Origin of the sequence: Mycoplasma sp. Pen4, from assembly GCF_014352955.1 — a bacterium.
Taxonomy (GTDB): domain Bacteria; phylum Bacillota_I; class Bacilli_A; order Mycoplasmatales; family Metamycoplasmataceae; genus Mycoplasmopsis.
The window spans coordinates 27,086-44,834 of the sequence record NZ_CP060691.1; the positions used below are offsets into that span (position 1 = coordinate 27,086).

Consider the following 17,749-nt stretch of genomic DNA (forward strand, 5'->3'; position numbering starts at 1 on the left):
TGTGCATAAAATCACAATATTATTATCACTTTCTTAACCTATACCATAAATACTTTATAATAAAGTAGTATGTCAAGAAATGAATATAATGCTGATAGCATCCAACAGCTAAAAGGATTGGAAGCAGTTAGAAAAAGACCTGGAATGTACATCGGTGGTACTGATGTGCATGGTTTACATCACCTTGTTTGAGAGATAGTGGATAATGCTATTGATGAGGCATTAGCCGGTTTTGCTAATCGAATTTCTGTAACTTTAAAAGCAGATGGTTCAGTAGTTGTTTCAGACAATGGCCGTGGTATTCCTGTTGATAAAGTTAAAGGAGAAAATAGAACAGCTGTAGAATTAGTTTTCACAGAGCTTCATGCGGGTGGAAAATTCAATTCTGGAGCTTATAAAACTGCTGGTGGACTTCACGGAGTGGGGTCTAGTGTTGTTAATGCTCTTTCAACAAAACTTGCAGTTACAGTTGCTCGTGATAAAAAACTTTATCGAACAGTTTTTCAACAAGATAAGATACTTGAAAGAACACATGAGGTTGGGACTTCAAAAACTACAGGAACAACTGTAGAATTTTGACCTGATTATGTTTTCTTCAAAAAAGCGAAACTTAGTTTTGACAAGATTTCAGAGCGTTTAAAAGAAAGCTCATTCTTAATCTCTAATCTTAAAATTTCTTTAAAAGATGAAAATAGTGGTAGAGAAGAACATTATGAATACAGCAAAGGGTTAGAAGCATTTGTAAAATTCTTAAATGATTCTAAAGATAGTATTACTGAGCCAATTTCATTTAAAGATGAAAGAAAAGGCGTAGAAGTTGATTTTGCCTTTCAATGAACTGATTCATACAATGAATTAACACTTAGTTTTGTTAACAATGTTAAAACACGTGATGGTGGTACACATGAAGTCGGTTTAAAAACTGCGTTTACAAAAGTGTTTAATGAATTTGCTTCAAAAGAAGGAATTGTTAAAAATGGTAAGTTATTTGATGGGGATGATATTCGAGAAGGATTGACCTGTATCGTAGCATTAAAGGTCCCAGAACAAATGTTAGAATTCGTTGGACAAACCAAAGATAAATTAGGTACTCCTGAAGCAAAAATGATAGTTGAAGAAGTTGTAACTAAATATCTTGATCAATGAATAAACGAACATAAAGCAAGTGCTAAAAAAGTTCTTGAAAAAGTCAAAAAAGCCTATGAATTAAGAATAGAAGAACGTAAATTACGTGAAGAAACACGTAAATCTAAAAAAGTTCTTAAAGAAAAAATGATCCTTAGTGATAAACTTACTCCTGCTACATCTAAAAAACCTATGGAGAAAGAACTTTTCATAGTCGAAGGGGATTCGGCTGGAGGATCTGCTAAAAGTGGTAGAGATAGAAAGTATCAGGCTATTCTACCATTACGTGGTAAGGTTATTAATTCTGAAAAGAAAAAATTGATTGAAGTTCTTAAAAATACCGAAATAAGTACAATTATTAACACAATTGGTGCAGGATTCGGAAAAGAATTTGACTTAGACAAAGCACAATACGGAAAAATCATCATTATGACCGATGCCGATACCGATGGTGCTCATATTCAAATCTTATTATTAACTTTCTTTTACCGTTTTATGAAACAATTAATTGAGGATGGTAGAGTTTTTATCGCTTTACCACCGTTATATAAAGTAACGTTTAAAGCAAATAAAAAAGTTGTTTATGCTTGAGATGATGATGATTTAAGAGAAATTACAGAAAACACTAAACAAGCTTATGAACTCCAACGTTATAAAGGTCTTGGGGAAATGAATGCTGATCAATTATGAGAAACAACAATGAACCCAGAAACAAGAACATTAATTAAAGCGACAATTGATGATGCTTCATTAGCTGAACGTAGAGTTAGTGTGTTAATGGGTGAAAAAGCGGAATTTAGACGTGAATGAATTGATCAAAATGTGGATTTTTCAAATGAAGATGACTTTGTTTTAAAAACATTAGAATAATTATGTTTAACAGTCCGAGTAATCGGATTGTTTTTGTTACATTGAACAAAATTAAAACATTAAAAAATATATAAAATTAGTATAATTTTAATAACTTATTAAACAATTAAGGAAATTATGAGCAAAGATAAGAAAAAAATTAATGTAAAGAAGATTATTGACTTCTTTGATCTTAATATCATCAATGGTGATAATGCTGATATTGATTACAATGATGTTTATCAACCTGCAATTAAACGTGTAGGGCTTGAATTAGCTGAACATTTTGAGAATGATCGTATCAATAAAAACATAATTGCTTGGGGAACTGGGGAATCAACTTGATTCTCATTAATTGGTAAGCAAAAAGCAATTGAATCATTAGAATGAGTTTTTTCACGTAAACCACCTCTTGTTGTTTTATCAAAAGGGGTTAATAAACCTGCAATCAATTGAATCGTTGATGTTGCAAATAAATACAAAGTACCAGTTGCTTTAGTAAACACAAGTACATCATACATCTCAACAAATATTGGTTCGTATTTAAATAACTTTTTTGGTGAAGTTATCCAAGTGCATGGAACATTAGTTCTTATCGGTGGGGTAGGTGTTTTAATTACTGGAGCAAGTGGTGTCGGAAAATCTGAAGCCGCCTTGCAATTAGTACAACAAGGTAATGTGCTTATTTCTGATGATGCTGTGTTAATTAAGGATAATGGTAACTTGTTTATTGGTTCATCACCAAATATTACACGTAATTTCCTTGAAATTAGAGGTATTGGACTAGTTGATGTAACGAAGTTATATGGAATTGCGTCTGTGGCAAATTCATCAGTAATTGACTTGGTTATTGAATTAGTTAAACAAGATCCAGGAAACGAATTCGACCGTTTAGGCACTGATTTCTTAGAATATCCAGTTTTTGGACGTTCAATTAAAAAAATGCAAGTACCAATTAAAGAAGGTGGATCCGCTGCATCTTTAATTAAAGCAGCAGTAAATACATTCTTAGCTCGTATGGACGGAATGAATGTAGTTGAATTATTATATGAAAGGGCACAGAATGACGATGAATAGTATAAATTTACCATCATATATACCTAGTCAAGCAATACCTGAAGGTACACCAACAATATTATTTAGCATTGGTGGATATCAAATGCACTTGTATTCATTAATGATTATGTTTGGTTTTATTACTTCAATCTTGACAGTAGCATTCTTTTGATACCGTCAAAAATGAGATTTAGGAATTCTTTACATAACAATTTTAATCACAATTCCATCAGGTATTTTAGGTGGACGTTTAGGATTTATTATAGAAAGATTAATTTACAATCCTGAAAATCCATTTCCGGGCTCTGCATGGTATGAGATATGAAAAGGTGGCATGTCAATTCAAGGTGGGGTTATTTTAGCTGCTGCACTTGACGCGTTATACCTATGAACAAAAAGATCAGTAATCGACTTACGCAAAGCATATAGCATTATTTTACCTGCTGTTTTAGTCGGACAGTTTGTAGGACGTTTCGGAAACTACTCAAACCATGAGGTTTATGGTAGAATCGACTGATCAGGAGCAAGTGTGCTTCCTTTTGGAAAAACATTTGCTGATAATATGTACATTTCAGATGATTTAACAAATCGTTTAGGGCTAGAGGGTGCATATAGATATCCTTTATTCTTATATGAAGGTCTTGCTAACTTATTTGGTTACATCTTAATAATTTGAGTATTTGTTTTCTTTGGTATCTTTAAACCAGGTGCATCAGGAGCTTTATATCTTGTATGATATGGATTAACTCGTGCTGCATTAGAACCGCTTAGAGAAGAATCATATGGTCTTTACTCAACTGTAGCTATTATATTTGTTGTTTTAGGATCAATTCAATTCCTTTACTTCCAATTCTGAGGAAAATTCAAATATGTAAGACATTTTGAAAAATATAGATTCACATATTCACTTGCTGATCCTGAAAAATATCAAAGATATGTTTATTATTCATCATTCCAATTTATGTTTACAAAAATTGCAATGTGAATTAAAGCATTTAAAATACAACGTAATACTAAAAAAGAACAAAAAGTAATGAAAAAAGTGTAATAATTGTACTTTTTATTTATATATTGCTATAATTTAAGCATATAAATTGGAGGAAAAATGAAAAAATATTACGATTTAGTTATCATCGGTGGGGGACCAGCAGGGCTTAATGCTGCTTTATATGCCTCAAGAGCAAATCTTAAAGTTACATTTGTGGAAAAATCAACTCCAGGTGGTAAATTATCTGCAACTGAAAAAGTTGAAAACTGACTTGGAACAGAAAAAATTGAAGGGTGACAATTAGCTCAAGAATTCTTTGATCACTCTCAAAAATATGGAGCAGAATATCAATATGGTGATGTAGTTGAAGTTGAAAACATCAGTGACACAGAGAAAAATGTTTATTTAGCTGACGGAACAGTTCTTGTTACAAAAACAGTTTTAATTGCAACTGGTATGAAAAATAAAGTACCTACATTCATTAAAAACATTGATAAATTCATTAATAGAGGTGTAAGTTTTTGTGCTATTTGTGATGGTCCATTATTTGGTAAAAATCCAACAATCGTGCTTGGAGCAGGTAATTCAGCAGTTGAAGAATCAACTTATTTATCAAGCATTGCTTCAGAAGTGCATATTGTTATCAAGGGAGATGATTTTACTGCGGAAAGAAGACTTGTTGACGATTTATTAAAATTACCAAACGTACGTATTCATAGAAACTCTAAAATAGTTGAATTAAATGGTGATTCACAACTAGAATCAGCCACTGTAGAAGATGAAAACGGAAATCAACAAGTTATTCAAGTTGCTTCATTTTTCCCATATATTGGTATGGAATCTACAGCATGATTTTTACAAAATTTAGATATTTTAGATAATCAAGGTTTCATTATTACTGATGAAAACATGGAAACAAAAGTAAAAGGTATTTTTGCTGCTGGAGATATCAGACAAAAAGAAATTCGTCAAATTATTACTGCAGTTAGTGATGGAGCTATTGCTGCAAAGAAAATTACTGATTTAGTTAACTCAGAAGTCTAATTTTTTAGACTTTTTCTTTATGCTTTTTATTATTAACATAATAAAAACTAAATAAATTAGTACAATTGTAATAGAGGTTATAAATGAACAGAAACGAATGTGTAATTTTTGGTATGCAAAATGCATACAAACTAGCTAAAAAGGTATCTGAATACGTTGGTATTCCGCTTTCTCAAATGAATAAAACGGTTTATGCTGATGGCGAAGTAATGATTGTTGCTGAAGATACCGTTAGAGAGAAAGATGTGTTTATTATTGCAAGCACTTCAAGACCAGTAAATGATAATATTATGGAATTATTGCTTTTTATTGACTCGCTTAAAAGAGCAAGCGCAAGAACTATCAATGTGACTTTAACATACTATGGTTATGCAAGACAAGACAGAAAAGCAAGTGGTAGACAACCGATCGGAGCAAAATTAGTTGCTGACTTATTACAAACTGCTGGAGCAACTAGAATTACATGCGTGGATTTACATAATCCATCAATTCAAGGTTTCTTTAATATTCCAGTTGATGATTTAAGAGGACAATATCCTTTAGCACTTGCTCTTAGAAAGAATGAGAATAGTTTTACTGTTGTTTCACCTGATCATGGTGGCACAGTTAGAGCTAGAAAACTTGCTGAGTTAATTGCTGATACTGTTAAAATTTGTATTATTGACAAACGTAGAACAGGTGTCAATCAAACTGAAGTTATGGGAATCATTGGTAATATCGAAGGCAAAAATGCAGTTATTATCGATGATATTATTGACACAGGTGGAACAATTTTAAAAGCAGTAGATACACTTAAACAACATGGTGCAAAACGTATAATAGTAGCCGCTACACATGGTGTATTTACAAAAGGCTTTGAGCCATTTCAAAACAATCCTAATGTTGAAAAAGTTATCATTACAGATAGTATTGATAATTCAGAATTACAAGTGAAATACTCTAAATTAGAGATTATTTCACTAGGTGAATTTTTAGGTAAAGTAATGGATGCAACACTTGATCAAACAAGTATTACAAGCGTTTACAAAGAATTTAAGGAAGAGATTAATAAACAAAATAAATAATGATAAAAAAAGAAAAAGTACAACAAATGTGTCTTACAAATGGGTGAGACTTTAAACTATTCGAAGAATATGTAAATTTAATCGAAGAATATAATAAAGTAATGAATTTAACAGGTTTTTCAGGGGAAAGACTTTGAGAAGAAGGTATTCTCGAATCATTAGTATTTATGCTTGATATTACTAATGGTTATGAAAATTCTGAAATTTTAGATATTGGTGCAGGCGCAGGATTTCCGTCTATTCCTTATGTGTTAACAAAACCAACTAATAAAGTTACGATTTATGAACCAATTAAAAAGAGAGTAAATTTCTTAAATATAGTGATTGAAAAATTAAACTTACGAGACTATGTCACAGTGTTTACAATGCGTAGTGAAGAACAAAAAGAAAAGAATCTTTTTGAGATAGTTACCGCTAGAGCTGTCGCTGATATTAGAGCACTTTTAATGTCATCGTTCCACTTAGTAAAAGTGGGTGGCAAAATGGCATTAATGAAAGGCCCAGCATATAAAGAAGAATTGGAAAAAGCGACATCTATTTTTAAACAATTAGACTATGTCCTAGATGTAAAAGACTTTAAATCCGAGGATATATCTCGTGAAAATTACATAGTAACAATCACCAAAAAACGTTCAACACCTAAACAATTCCCTTACTTATGAAAAGACATTAAAAAACAACAATAAAATACCGTGCCTTGACACGATATTTTTTTGTCTAATTATACTTGTCTAATTCCTTTTAAAACACCTTTGTTAACGAATGGTTTAGGATTGCTTCCGAAAATTGATTCAGCAAGATTTGGATAGTCAATGAATGGGTTACGTAATCCACCTTGATATTTTGCTGTCTCATTATTTCTCTTAATATCTCACTCAGATACTTTATCTTCGTTATTTCATTTAAGGTATGTATCTAAGAATGGTTGTTTAATGTAAGGGAAACTACGTGTGAATATACTTGTTCCCATGTTGTGTAATGATCTGTTGCTGTATGTTGTTGTAAAGTAAAGATATGCTCTTGCAATATCACCTTTAAATGCATCGACTGGTTCAAAAACAATTTGACGACCTGTACCTGTACCTAATTTTGATCCATTTCTTGACGTTCAACTTGCTAAACCTTTGACATCACCGTGTGGATAATTACCTCTTCTTCCGTTAACTTTAATGTCTGTTGGGAAAACATGGTGTGCATCACTAACCATTGGTGAAGATTTACCAAATCATGATTGTGGAATTAAGTGTTCACGGTTCATACCTGAACCTTCATTTTTACTTCCACTACCACCATAGTTTCTATATGTATATGGATCTTTTCCATTTGGATTTTCAGAGTAGATATCTAAGATTGTTCTATCTTTTTCGTAGAAATTATCTCTAAATGCATTGTATGAGTTATAAAATGATTTTAAACCATCATATGATCTAATACCGCTAAGATATCTACTTTGAATTTCTAATAATTTATTTAACAGTGCTTCACCTTTTAATCCGTTAGCAGCTGCATAGTAATTGTTGCTTGAGTCATAAATATAATTTGATATTGTGATTGGTGTTAATGTTGTAGTATTTGTTTCTGCAGGCTGGTCAACAGGTGTTATAACTGTTCTTGGCTGAACTTCTTTTGTAGGAGGTATTTCTTCACCTTTTTGTAGAACAAATTCACTAGTAAAAGTTTTATCTGAGTAAGTAAATGTGTTGCTTTCTGCATTTTTTGATGCCACATAATAAGAGATTCTAACTTTATTTTGTGTTTCATCAAAAGTTGATGCAATTTTAGAGTTTGGGTATTCTTTATTCTTTCTATTTACAAATGTTTTTTTAGTTGCATCAGCTAATTGTAAATTTTTATCCTTACCATCTTGAATTAATGTACCAATAGTAATTGAATTATCTTTACCACCGACCGAAATACTATGATCTCTATACGAGAAGAAAACATATGCGTTTTCTGCTTTTAAAAATGCAATTACATTGTCGAATTGATCAGCAGGTATTGTTACTGGAACAATAACATTATTTGCTTCTTCAAATGACATTACAGTGCCCTTAGGTGCTTTAGGTGATTCTGGGTTAGTAGTTGGTTGGGGTTGTGCTGGTTTTTTGTCAGTTTTTGGATTTATTGCTTCAATTTCATTTGGTTTTCCATCAGTTGGAGTATTTGGTTGTTTTGTTCCTTTATTATCGTCAGTTGGTTGTGCACAAGCAATAGCTCCAAATGATGTTAAAGACACTAATGGTGTTGTAAGTGTTAATAATAATTTACGTAATTTCATATATTCTCCTGTTCCTCACGTGACGTGTGTAAATTCATGTTATTTATCATTATACTACTCCATTTTTGAAATTTTGGAAGCATTTCCACAAATGTGGTCATATATGAAAAAAAGTAATATGGTTTTTTAAAAAAATTCAAGTACTTAAGTACTTGAACTAATTATTATTTGTTAATACCAACTAAAACACCTTTGTTAACAAATGGTTTAGGATTGCTTCCAAAAATGGATTCAGCAAGATTTGGATAATCAATGAATGGGTTACGTAAACCACCCTCGAATTCTGAAATCTTTTGATTTCTGTAAATATCTCATTCTGAAACTTTATCTTGTGCATTTCAATTTAAGTAAATATTTAAGAATTTAGGTTTAATGTATGGGAACACTCTTGTGAATACTGATCTATCATTTGAACTTTGGTTACCACGACCAACACTTAAATTCTCATCACTATATGTAACTGTGAAATAAAGGTATGCTCTAGCAATATCGCCTTTAAATGCATCAATAGGTTCAAATACAGTTTCACCATCGTGATCAAAACCTAGTTTGCTTCCATTTTGTGAAGTTCCATCTTCTTTAACGGTTTCAACGATACCATGTGGAAAACTACTTCTTAATGCATTAACTTTAATGTCTGTAGGGAAAATGTGATGAATATCATCATGCATAGGTCATTCTTTACCAAATCATGATTGTGGAATTAAGTGCTCTCTATTTGTTCCTTCACCCTCTTCATTAGCTCTAAAACCATCATATCTTGTGTAGTTATATGGGTCTGCACCATTTGGATTTTCTGAGTAAATATCCAAAAATGTATTATCCTTTTCGTAATATTTATCTCTAAAAGTATCTGTAGATTTATAAAAAATTGGTATATCTTTATATTCTTTAACATTATTACGATATTTACTTTGAATTTCTAATAATTTATCTAATAATTCTTTACCTTTTAATCCATTAGCTGCTTCATAATATTTGTTTGATGCATCATAACGATAATTGTTGATTTCAACTGGTTCAACTGCGATTGTTGTATTTGTATTTTCATGTGATGTATCTACATTGTTATTTGTGTTTGGTTTTGATGTTGAAGTGTCATTTGGAACATTTAAAATAAATCTAGTAGTAAAGACATTATCAGAGTATAAGAAAGATTTATCTGGGTTTCTATGTGCAACATAATGTCTTAATGTAACTTCTTTAGTCTCTGGATTGTATGAAACTTTAATTTTCGCATTTGGATATGTATTGCCATTTGTGTGAACATAAGTTTTTTGTTCTGCATCTGCTAATTGTAATTTGTTTTCTTTTCCAGAATCAACAAGAGTTGCAATGGCTGTACCACCAATTGTTAAGTTATTTTCTCTATAATCATAATTTGCAATTGCGTTTGGTTTAGATAACAAATTGATAATAACTGGTGCTTCAGATTTTGAGATAGGAAGTGGTTTTAGTGAGTTTTCACCACTATTTAATGTCATGTTTTCATTGTATGTAATTGGAGTAACTTTTGGAGTGTTTGGTTGATTTGTTTCTTTATTATCTTTGGTTGGTTGTGCACAAGCAATTGAGCTTAAAGATACTAATGAAACCAATGGAGTAGCAAGTGTTAATAAATATTTTTTGAATTTCATATAACCTCCTATGCATAAAATAAATATTTAATTATTTATATTTATACAACTTTTTCAAAATGAAGGGAATGTTTTCATAAAATTGCATAAAAACGAACAAAGAAATTAATTTCTTTGTTCGTAAATCACATATTTTATTATTTTATATCTACTAAAATACCTTTGTTAATAAATGGTTTAGGATCGCTTCCAAAAATTGATTCATCAAGATTTGGATAATCAATGAATGGGTTACGTAATCCACCTTGATATTTTGCGGTTTCATTATTTCTATCAATGTCTCATTTTGAAACTTCATCTTGTTTATTTCACTTAATATATGTATCTAAGAATTCTTCTTTTATAAAAGGAAAGACTGTCTTGAAAATACTTTGTGATGTTTCATTAAGTGCTTTATTTGAATATGTAACTGTGAAATAAAGGTATGCTCTAGCAATATCACCCTTAAATGTATTAATTGGTTCAAATACAGTGATATTGCTTGCGCTTTGACCTAATTTTGAACCGTTTTCTGAAGTTCATTGAACTGAATTAGCAACGTCACCGTGTGGATAATTTCCTCTTATACCATTAACTTTAATGTCTGTTGGGAAAACATGGTGTGCATCACTAACCATTGGTGAAGATTTACCAAATCATGATTGTGGAATTAAGTGCTCTCTATTTGTTCCACCCCCTTCTTTTCCTGTTGCATTCCCACCAACATATGTTGGATAGTTATATGGATCATTACCATCAGGATTTTCTGAATAAATATCTAATAATGAGTTATCTTTTTCATAATATTTATCTTTAAAAGCATTATATGTTTTATAAAATGATTTCAATCCACCGTATGAACCTACGCCACCGAAGTGTTTGCTTTGGATTTCTAATAATTTATCTAATAATTCTTTACCCTTTAATCCATCTGCTGCTTCATAATACTTATTTGTATTGTCATAAACGTATTTGTTCTCGTTTATAACTGGTTGAGTTTTTGTTTCTTGTTTTGCTGTACATGAAACACTCATAATTGTTGCACCAAGTGTAATGCTTGGAGCAAGTAATAAAAGTAATTTTTTAAATTTCATTTAATTTAAATCCCTTCTTATTTCGCCTTTATTATAACATGAGTTACTTTTTTCAAAAACCCCTTATTTTAAGGCGTATTAAAAATCGAACAATCTAGACGATTATCCGATTTGAAATTTAATTAAAATCTAATGTTATTACACTTGCATAAGTTTTTGAACTATATCAATATGCACCATCTTCAGCATCAGCATCTGGTGATGCCACATAATATGAAATGGTTATTTGATTATTGTTTTCATTAAAATGATATGTTAAATTAGAGTTCGGTACATATTTATTGCCATTTACTACGTTTGTTTTGTTATTTACATTAGCAAGTTTGATTTCATAATCAATTGCTTCACTATTCAATACTGCAATTGCTAATTCATTTAAATTTGTTAACGTAACAAGATTATCTAAAGGATTAATATTAATAGGTTTTAATGCTTTGAGATAGGTTAAAACATCATTTTTTAATTCTGGATTAATTGGAACTGGATTAACAATATTATTCAATGTTGTTAGTCCTATTTTTTCCTCATCTGTAAATGAAATTTCCGGTTGATTTATTCCATTGATGTTCCTGGAATTGTCATCTCCTGGAACTGGTTCATTATATGCTACTTTAAAGTTTGCAAATGCTTGTAATAATTTCGTTTTTGTAAGTGTGGTACCATGACCATAGCTAACTGCATCTTGTTCATTTGTCATTGCATTAACGTCGATTGTTTCATATGTATCTATGTCATAGATTAATTTGGAAACATTAATTGGTGCAGCATCTAAATCTCCATATTTTGCTGTAACTAATTCTTCTAATTTTGTTTTGTTTTTAAATAAGTTTGTAAGAAGCTCCTTTAATGATTTTGTATCATTAAACTCATTTTCAAACATCTCAAAACCACTAGTTACTTCGTTATCGTTGTTTTCTTTTTTATCAGTTTGAGTATCGTCTTTTGTATCTATAGTTTCCTTTTTATCACCGTTTTCAGGAGTTGTTTCTTTATCAATTTTTGTTTTTTCTTGTTCATTTTTATTTTTGTCTATTTTTGGTTGTGTATTTGTATTTGTTTCTGTCTCTTTTTCTTTATTCTCTGTAGGTTGTGCACATGCAACAGCAATAGGTGCTAAAGCTGTTAATGAACCTAATAGAATTGAAAATTTAATATATTTTTTCATTTGACCTCCATAATATCTTTCATATATATTATAAAAAATATTCAATTAAACAATAATTGTGAAATAAAACTACCACAAAATGTGGTAGTAAAATAGTAATTATTCTTCAATAAATTGTTCTAAAAATTTAGCAAGACCAGATTTATTGCATGGGTATTCGGTAACGATATCAGCAATATCCTTAAGTTCTTGTGTTGAGTTTGCTAAAGCAACCAATGTTCCAACTCTTCCTTTTGCAGATGCATCGTTCATTGAATCACCAATGTGCATTGCATCTTTTGGATTAATACCTAGCATTTTACAGAAACGAACTTCTTCTTGACCTTTTGAAACATTTGCACGTGTGATTTCTAAAATATTATTTTTTTCACCAGTAAAAGCGAATTCAAGCACACCTTCAAATTGTTTTTGTCATTTTTTACCTAATCTTTGGATTTTTTTAGTTGATAAACTTCAAACTAAACCTTTTCTAATTCCAAAGTCATTTTTAAAATCTTTATGATAGTTTGCTGATTTACCACCAAATTTCATAAATAATTTATAAACTCAATTTCTTACGAATGCATATTTATCTGCATTTGAGTTAAAAACAACAAAGCAACGGTGTTTTTTAATTTCTTTAAATAAAGCTTCTGCAACATCTTTTGGCATGATTTCTTCATTTACAATTTGTCCATCAACCACTGTTGTTGCACCATTTCAAGCAATATACGTTTCAGGTCCAAACATTTTAACTAATTCGCCTGTTGATTTCTTAGCACCACGCCCTGTAGATGCATAAACGGGAATTGTTTTGCTTACTTTTTTAATTACGTCACAAGTATATTGTGTAGGTTTTTTTTGTCAAAATTTCTCACCTGGTCCATCTAGAGTTGTTCCATCTAAATCGATGAAAATAATTTTGGGTTTTTGCATATTTTCTCCATTTATTTGTTTATTCGTTTCAATTATACAAGTTATACATAAAATATTAAATGAATGTTTATATCGTTATGTAATAGTCTTATTTGATAAATAAAAAAGCAAATGCTTTGCTACATTTGCTTAAAATAATGACATTTGATTTGTTTCATCTAATAAATCTAGAACACCAAATTCTTCATCAAGAACTTTATATAAACTTGAGTTTACACCACTACGTTGTTTAAAGTCTTCTTTTGAAATAAAAGGGACTTCTTCTCTGGCTGCAATAATTTTATTCGCAACAGCAACTCCTAGACCACCAACAACACTAAATGGCGGGATTAAACATTTATGATCATGATCAACAACTCATTCAGTTGCAAGCGATTTTGTAATGTCAATATTATTAATTGTGAAACCACGTGCATATAATTCACGTGCGATTTCAAGGGTTTGGAGTAAGTTATTTTCTTTAACTGATTTATCTCTTTTTTCTTCTAATTCCTTAATCTTTTTATTGATCTTTACACCACCATGGTCATTTTTAAGTACTGCTAAATCAAATTCTTCCACACGAGTGGTAAAGAATGTTGCATAGTATTCTAATGGATAATATACTTTGAATCAAGCAATTCTTCAAGCCATTAAAACATAAGCAGCAGCATGGGCTTTAGGGAACATGTATTTAATTTTCTTACAGCTTTCAATATATCAGTCCGGAACATTACTTTCTTTGAGTTTTGCTTCTTGTTCCGGGTTAATTCCCTTACCTTTACGTACTTGCTCCATAATCTTAAATGAAAATAATGAATCAACTCCCATTTTAATTAAAGCATCCATAATATCATCACGACAAGAAATAACATCTTTAAGTGTAAAACCACGTTCATTGATTAAACTTTGCGCATTACCAGTTCAAACACTTTCACCATGCGAAAGACCTGACAATGAAATTAAATCAGCGAAACTTTGCGCATTTGCTTCCTTTAACATCTTACGAACGAATGATGTACCAAATTCAGGTAATCCAAGCGAACCGGTTGGTTCGCCACCAATTTGTTCTGGTCTAATATTTAAAGCCTCTGTTGATCTGAAGATTGAAATAACTTTTGGGTCTTTTTTAGGTATATCTGTTTTAACGTTAATATTAGTTAATCTTTCTAACATTTTAATAGCAGTCGGATCAACGTGACCTAAAATATCTAATTTTAAGACGTTATCGTGAATAGCGTGGAAATCAAAGTGTGTTGTTAATCAATCGATTTCAATATCATTGGCTGGGTAATTGATTGGAGTAAAATCTTCAACATCGAATTTTTTAGGAATAATGATGATACCACCAGGGTGTTGACTGGTTGTACGTTTAACACCAACCATTCTGCTTGCAATGTAATCTACATAAGTATTAGAGTAACCAAAACCATATTCTTCATTTGCTTTTTTAACATAACCAAAGGCGGTTTTGTCTTTAATGGTTGATACAGTTCCGGCTCTAAAAGTATGATTTTCACCAAATAATCTTTTAATCTCATTGTGAATTTCTGCTTGATAATCTCCAGAGAAGTTAAGATCAATATCAGGAACTTTATCTGCATTGAAACCTAAAAAGGTTTCAAATGGTATAGTTTGTCCGTCTTTGTCCATTGTAATGTTACAGTTTGGGCATTTTTTATCGTCTAAGTCGAACCCTGAAGTTACACCAGGTATTTCAACTAATTCAAAGTTTTTACATTTTGCACAAATATAATGAGGTGGTAGTGGGTTGATTTCACTAATTCCAGAAAGTAAGGCAACAATAGATGAACCAACACTCCCACGGCTACCTACAAGATATCCATTATCATTTGATTTCTTAACTAACTTATGTGAAATTCAATAAATAACATCAAAACCATAATCGATAATTGGGGTAAGTTCTTTTTTGATTCTCTCTTCAATTATTGTTGGTAAAACTTCACCATATTTTTCGTGAGCAGTTTTGTAAACTAATTCATAAAGTTTGTTTTTTGAATCATCAAAAACTGGTGTGTAAAGTTTATCTCTAATAACAATAATGTCATCAGCAACTTTGTCAGCAATTTTTTGTGTGTTTGTTACAACAACTTGTTCGATTAATTCTGGATTATTTAAAAAAGCAAATTGTTCTAGCATTTCAGTAGTTGTGTAGTAACTTAAATCAGGTAATTTAAGTGTTTTAGCATTTGCTTTTCTAAAATCAAATAAGAAGTGAGAAGTATTTCCAATTCCTTTTGAGTAGACAAGACATTTGAAAACTTCTTCGTCATTGGTGCTTTCGTAACGAACATCACCAATGGCAACTGGTATTTTGTTGTATTTTAAAGATAACTCAATTAATTTTTTAAGTGATTTTTGAATTTCTTCAAGTGTAAATCCATCATGTCCAAGTAAGTGTTTTAAAGCATTAGGATGTGGGATTTCTATATAATCAAATTTTTGTATTAATTTCTCTATGAATAAGTCAGATAAGTAGAAATTAGCATCGATTAATTCACTTTTTAATCCACCTGATCCAACGAGTAGGTGTTCATTTTTCTCGATGTCTTCAAAGAATAGTTTTGGTGAACCAAAATACCTTTGTGTAAGTGATAAAGATACTAATTGAAATAGTTGTTTAAGTCCATCTTGATCCAATGCAAGAACAGTGATTTGTGATGAACGTGTACGTTGATATATTTTTTCATCATAAACATTATCTAAATCATCAAATGTAATAACACCACGTTCTTTAAGAAGTTGAATTGATTTTATTCATGCTTGGGCTAAAACATTAGCATCGTAGTCGGCACGGTGAGCCGCAACTTCGTCATAAACAACGTCTAAGTATGAACAAAATCTACCAAGATTATGTCTTTGTTTATCAGAGAATAAATATTGCGAAATAATGAGCGAATCGACAAAGAATGAATTAGGAATTGATTTATTATATTGGATTAATTTTTGTATCACAAAGTTCATATCGAACGAAGCATTGTGAGCTACACAAACTCTGTTGTTTAATATTTCATAGATTTTATCAAGACCTTTATCGATTTCATAACCATCGTCTGCAAGCATTTGATCTGTTATATTTGTAAGGTTAATTGTTGTTGCTTCAAGTGGTTTAGATGCTTTAATAAAGAATTGAATTGTATCAACGATATTCCCGCCACGCACAATACTTGCACCAAATTCGATAATTTCACCATATTGTGCTGAAAGTGATGTTGTTTCAATATCGAATACAACATATTCTGCGGTTTCGATATTTTCAAGTGAAGGTGTATTATAGTTTAATAAGAAATTATGATTTTTATCTACAACATCAAAACTAACACCATAAATTGGTTTAATACCTGCTTTTTTTGCTGAGGAAGTAAATTCAGGGAAACCTTGAACACCATTGGCATCAACTAATGCAATAGCTTTATGACCCAATTTTTTAGCAATTTGAACCAATTCACTAGGAGATAATAATCCATCCATTGTTGACATTTTTGAACGTGTTGATAATTCGATACGACGATTGAGTTCTTCATCAACTTTGATGCTAGTTTGATCGTCTAATTTAACAAAATAATTTGCTTTAACTGTTTTACCAGTTGCATTACGGTTGAATGGGTTTGTTACCATACCATAAACTTCAACATCATCACCAATTTTTGGAACATAATTTGCTTTAGAGCGATTGTTTTCAAATAAAGTTATTTCAATGGCATCATGTGCATCGGCAACATTAAATTTATGAATTTTAAAGTCAGGTCTATCTACTACATCGTATTTATAAACTAAACCTGTAAACGTAACGGGCACATTTTCTACTTCATATTCAAGGTTGTTAATATAACTAATTTCACATTTACTATAGTTAATATTACGTGTATTTTTACGATATGTATTTGATGTAGAAGAATAGTTGCTTTTTTGGAAACCTGATCCATTGTTTGAAGAACCTTGAACTTCATCGGTAAAATCAAATTGAATTTTTTTGTAATTTTGTCTAATACTTTCTTCAAGGTTTATATTGTTCACTTCAACTGTTTTATAAACTGAATTAAGTTGAAATTCCTTAAAACCAAGATCTTTCATGATTAATGAAATTATTTGGCAATCTTTTTGAAATTGTTGGTATTTTTGTTTATCAAAAACATTGAATTCTCAAGTTTGTAATTGGTTGTTGTATGAACAATTGTTGTGGAATGAAATTGAGTCTAATATTTCTCGATTAAGTTTGTAATCATAAAAAGAAGCAACCGCTTTTAAGATTTCATAATTTTTAGGATCGGATGGATCATAATTTTTTATTTCGATTAATGCACGATATTTGTTATTTTTAAGTGTTTTAAGAAAATAAGCAAATTCGTTTGCATCAGGAATTTGCTGTAATTTTATGATTAATGCTTGATGAGAAAAACTACCATCAGGATTTTTGACTAGAATGATCTGATTTGGATCAAATTCAGCGTCATGAAAAGATGATAAAAAGTCCATATTAAGACTTTTAGTTAATTTTTCGAAATATTTATTTGAATACTGATGCATTGTACCTACTTTCTTGTATGGGTGTGAT

Annotated in this window: 12 protein-coding genes; 6 read left to right on the top strand and 6 right to left on the bottom strand. The window is 30.7% G+C overall.

Annotation, left to right across the window (positions count from 1 at the left end):
* The first annotated feature begins 69 nt into the window (after window positions 1–69).
* The 6 genes from parE (at window position 70) to rsmG (ending at window position 6,812) form a co-directional block, all read left to right on the top strand.
* A complete protein-coding gene (parE, locus tag H9M94_RS00150; RefSeq protein WP_187469584.1) occupies window positions 70–1,995 on the top strand; it encodes a DNA topoisomerase IV subunit B in 1,926 nt (641 codons plus the stop codon).
* 117 nt (window positions 1,996–2,112) lie between these two features.
* Window positions 2,113–3,051 (top strand): HPr(Ser) kinase/phosphatase, encoded by a 939-nt coding sequence (hprK, locus tag H9M94_RS00155; protein WP_187469585.1) that lies wholly within the window; start codon window positions 2,113–2,115, stop codon window positions 3,049–3,051.
* Entirely contained in the window at window positions 3,044–4,078 is a 1,035-nt protein-coding gene (gene lgt / locus H9M94_RS00160; RefSeq protein ID WP_187469586.1) for a prolipoprotein diacylglyceryl transferase, read from the top strand. The genes hprK and lgt overlap by 8 nt, the downstream gene beginning before the upstream one ends.
* Before the next feature lie 57 nt (window positions 4,079–4,135).
* Window positions 4,136–5,062 (top strand): NAD(P)/FAD-dependent oxidoreductase, encoded by a 927-nt coding sequence (locus tag H9M94_RS00165; RefSeq protein ID WP_187469587.1) that lies wholly within the window; start codon window positions 4,136–4,138, stop codon window positions 5,060–5,062.
* An 83-nt stretch (window positions 5,063–5,145) separates the two neighbouring features.
* Window positions 5,146–6,126, top strand: a complete 981-nt coding sequence (locus H9M94_RS00170) for a ribose-phosphate pyrophosphokinase (RefSeq protein WP_187469588.1) — start codon at window positions 5,146–5,148, stop codon at window positions 6,124–6,126.
* Entirely contained in the window at window positions 6,126–6,812 is a 687-nt protein-coding gene (gene rsmG, locus H9M94_RS00175; RefSeq protein WP_187469589.1) for a 16S rRNA (guanine(527)-N(7))-methyltransferase RsmG, read from the top strand. Before H9M94_RS00170 ends, rsmG begins: the two co-directional genes overlap by 1 nt.
* A 35-nt stretch (window positions 6,813–6,847) precedes the next feature.
* Here the strand turns inward: rsmG and H9M94_RS00180 are convergent, their stop codons facing one another.
* The 6 genes from H9M94_RS00180 to H9M94_RS00205 all read right to left on the bottom strand — a co-directional run bounded on the left by H9M94_RS00180 (window position 6,848) and on the right by H9M94_RS00205 (window position 17,721).
* Window positions 6,848–8,404 (bottom strand): endonuclease, encoded by a 1,557-nt coding sequence (locus tag H9M94_RS00180; protein WP_187469590.1) that lies wholly within the window; start codon window positions 8,402–8,404, stop codon window positions 6,848–6,850.
* A gap of 164 nt (window positions 8,405–8,568) precedes the next feature.
* A complete protein-coding gene (locus H9M94_RS00185; protein ID WP_187469591.1) occupies window positions 8,569–10,041 on the bottom strand; it encodes an endonuclease in 1,473 nt (490 codons plus the stop codon).
* Window positions 10,042–10,178: 137 nt separating this feature from the next.
* Window positions 10,179–11,114: an endonuclease gene (locus tag H9M94_RS00190; protein ID WP_187469592.1), complete on the bottom strand. Its 936-nt coding sequence runs from the start codon at window positions 11,112–11,114 to the stop codon at window positions 10,179–10,181.
* Between the two features lie 118 nt (window positions 11,115–11,232).
* A complete protein-coding gene (locus H9M94_RS00195) occupies window positions 11,233–12,279 on the bottom strand; it encodes a hypothetical protein (RefSeq protein ID WP_187469593.1) in 1,047 nt (348 codons plus the stop codon).
* A 99-nt stretch (window positions 12,280–12,378) separates the two neighbouring features.
* Window positions 12,379–13,194 carry an HAD-IIB family hydrolase gene (locus tag H9M94_RS00200; RefSeq protein WP_187469594.1) on the bottom strand — a complete coding sequence of 272 codons (816 nt, stop codon included), beginning with the start codon at window positions 13,192–13,194 and terminating at the stop codon, window positions 12,379–12,381.
* A 129-nt stretch (window positions 13,195–13,323) separates the two neighbouring features.
* A complete protein-coding gene (locus tag H9M94_RS00205) occupies window positions 13,324–17,721 on the bottom strand; it encodes a PolC-type DNA polymerase III (protein WP_187469595.1) in 4,398 nt (1,465 codons plus the stop codon).
* Window positions 17,722–17,749: the final 28 nt, after the last annotated feature.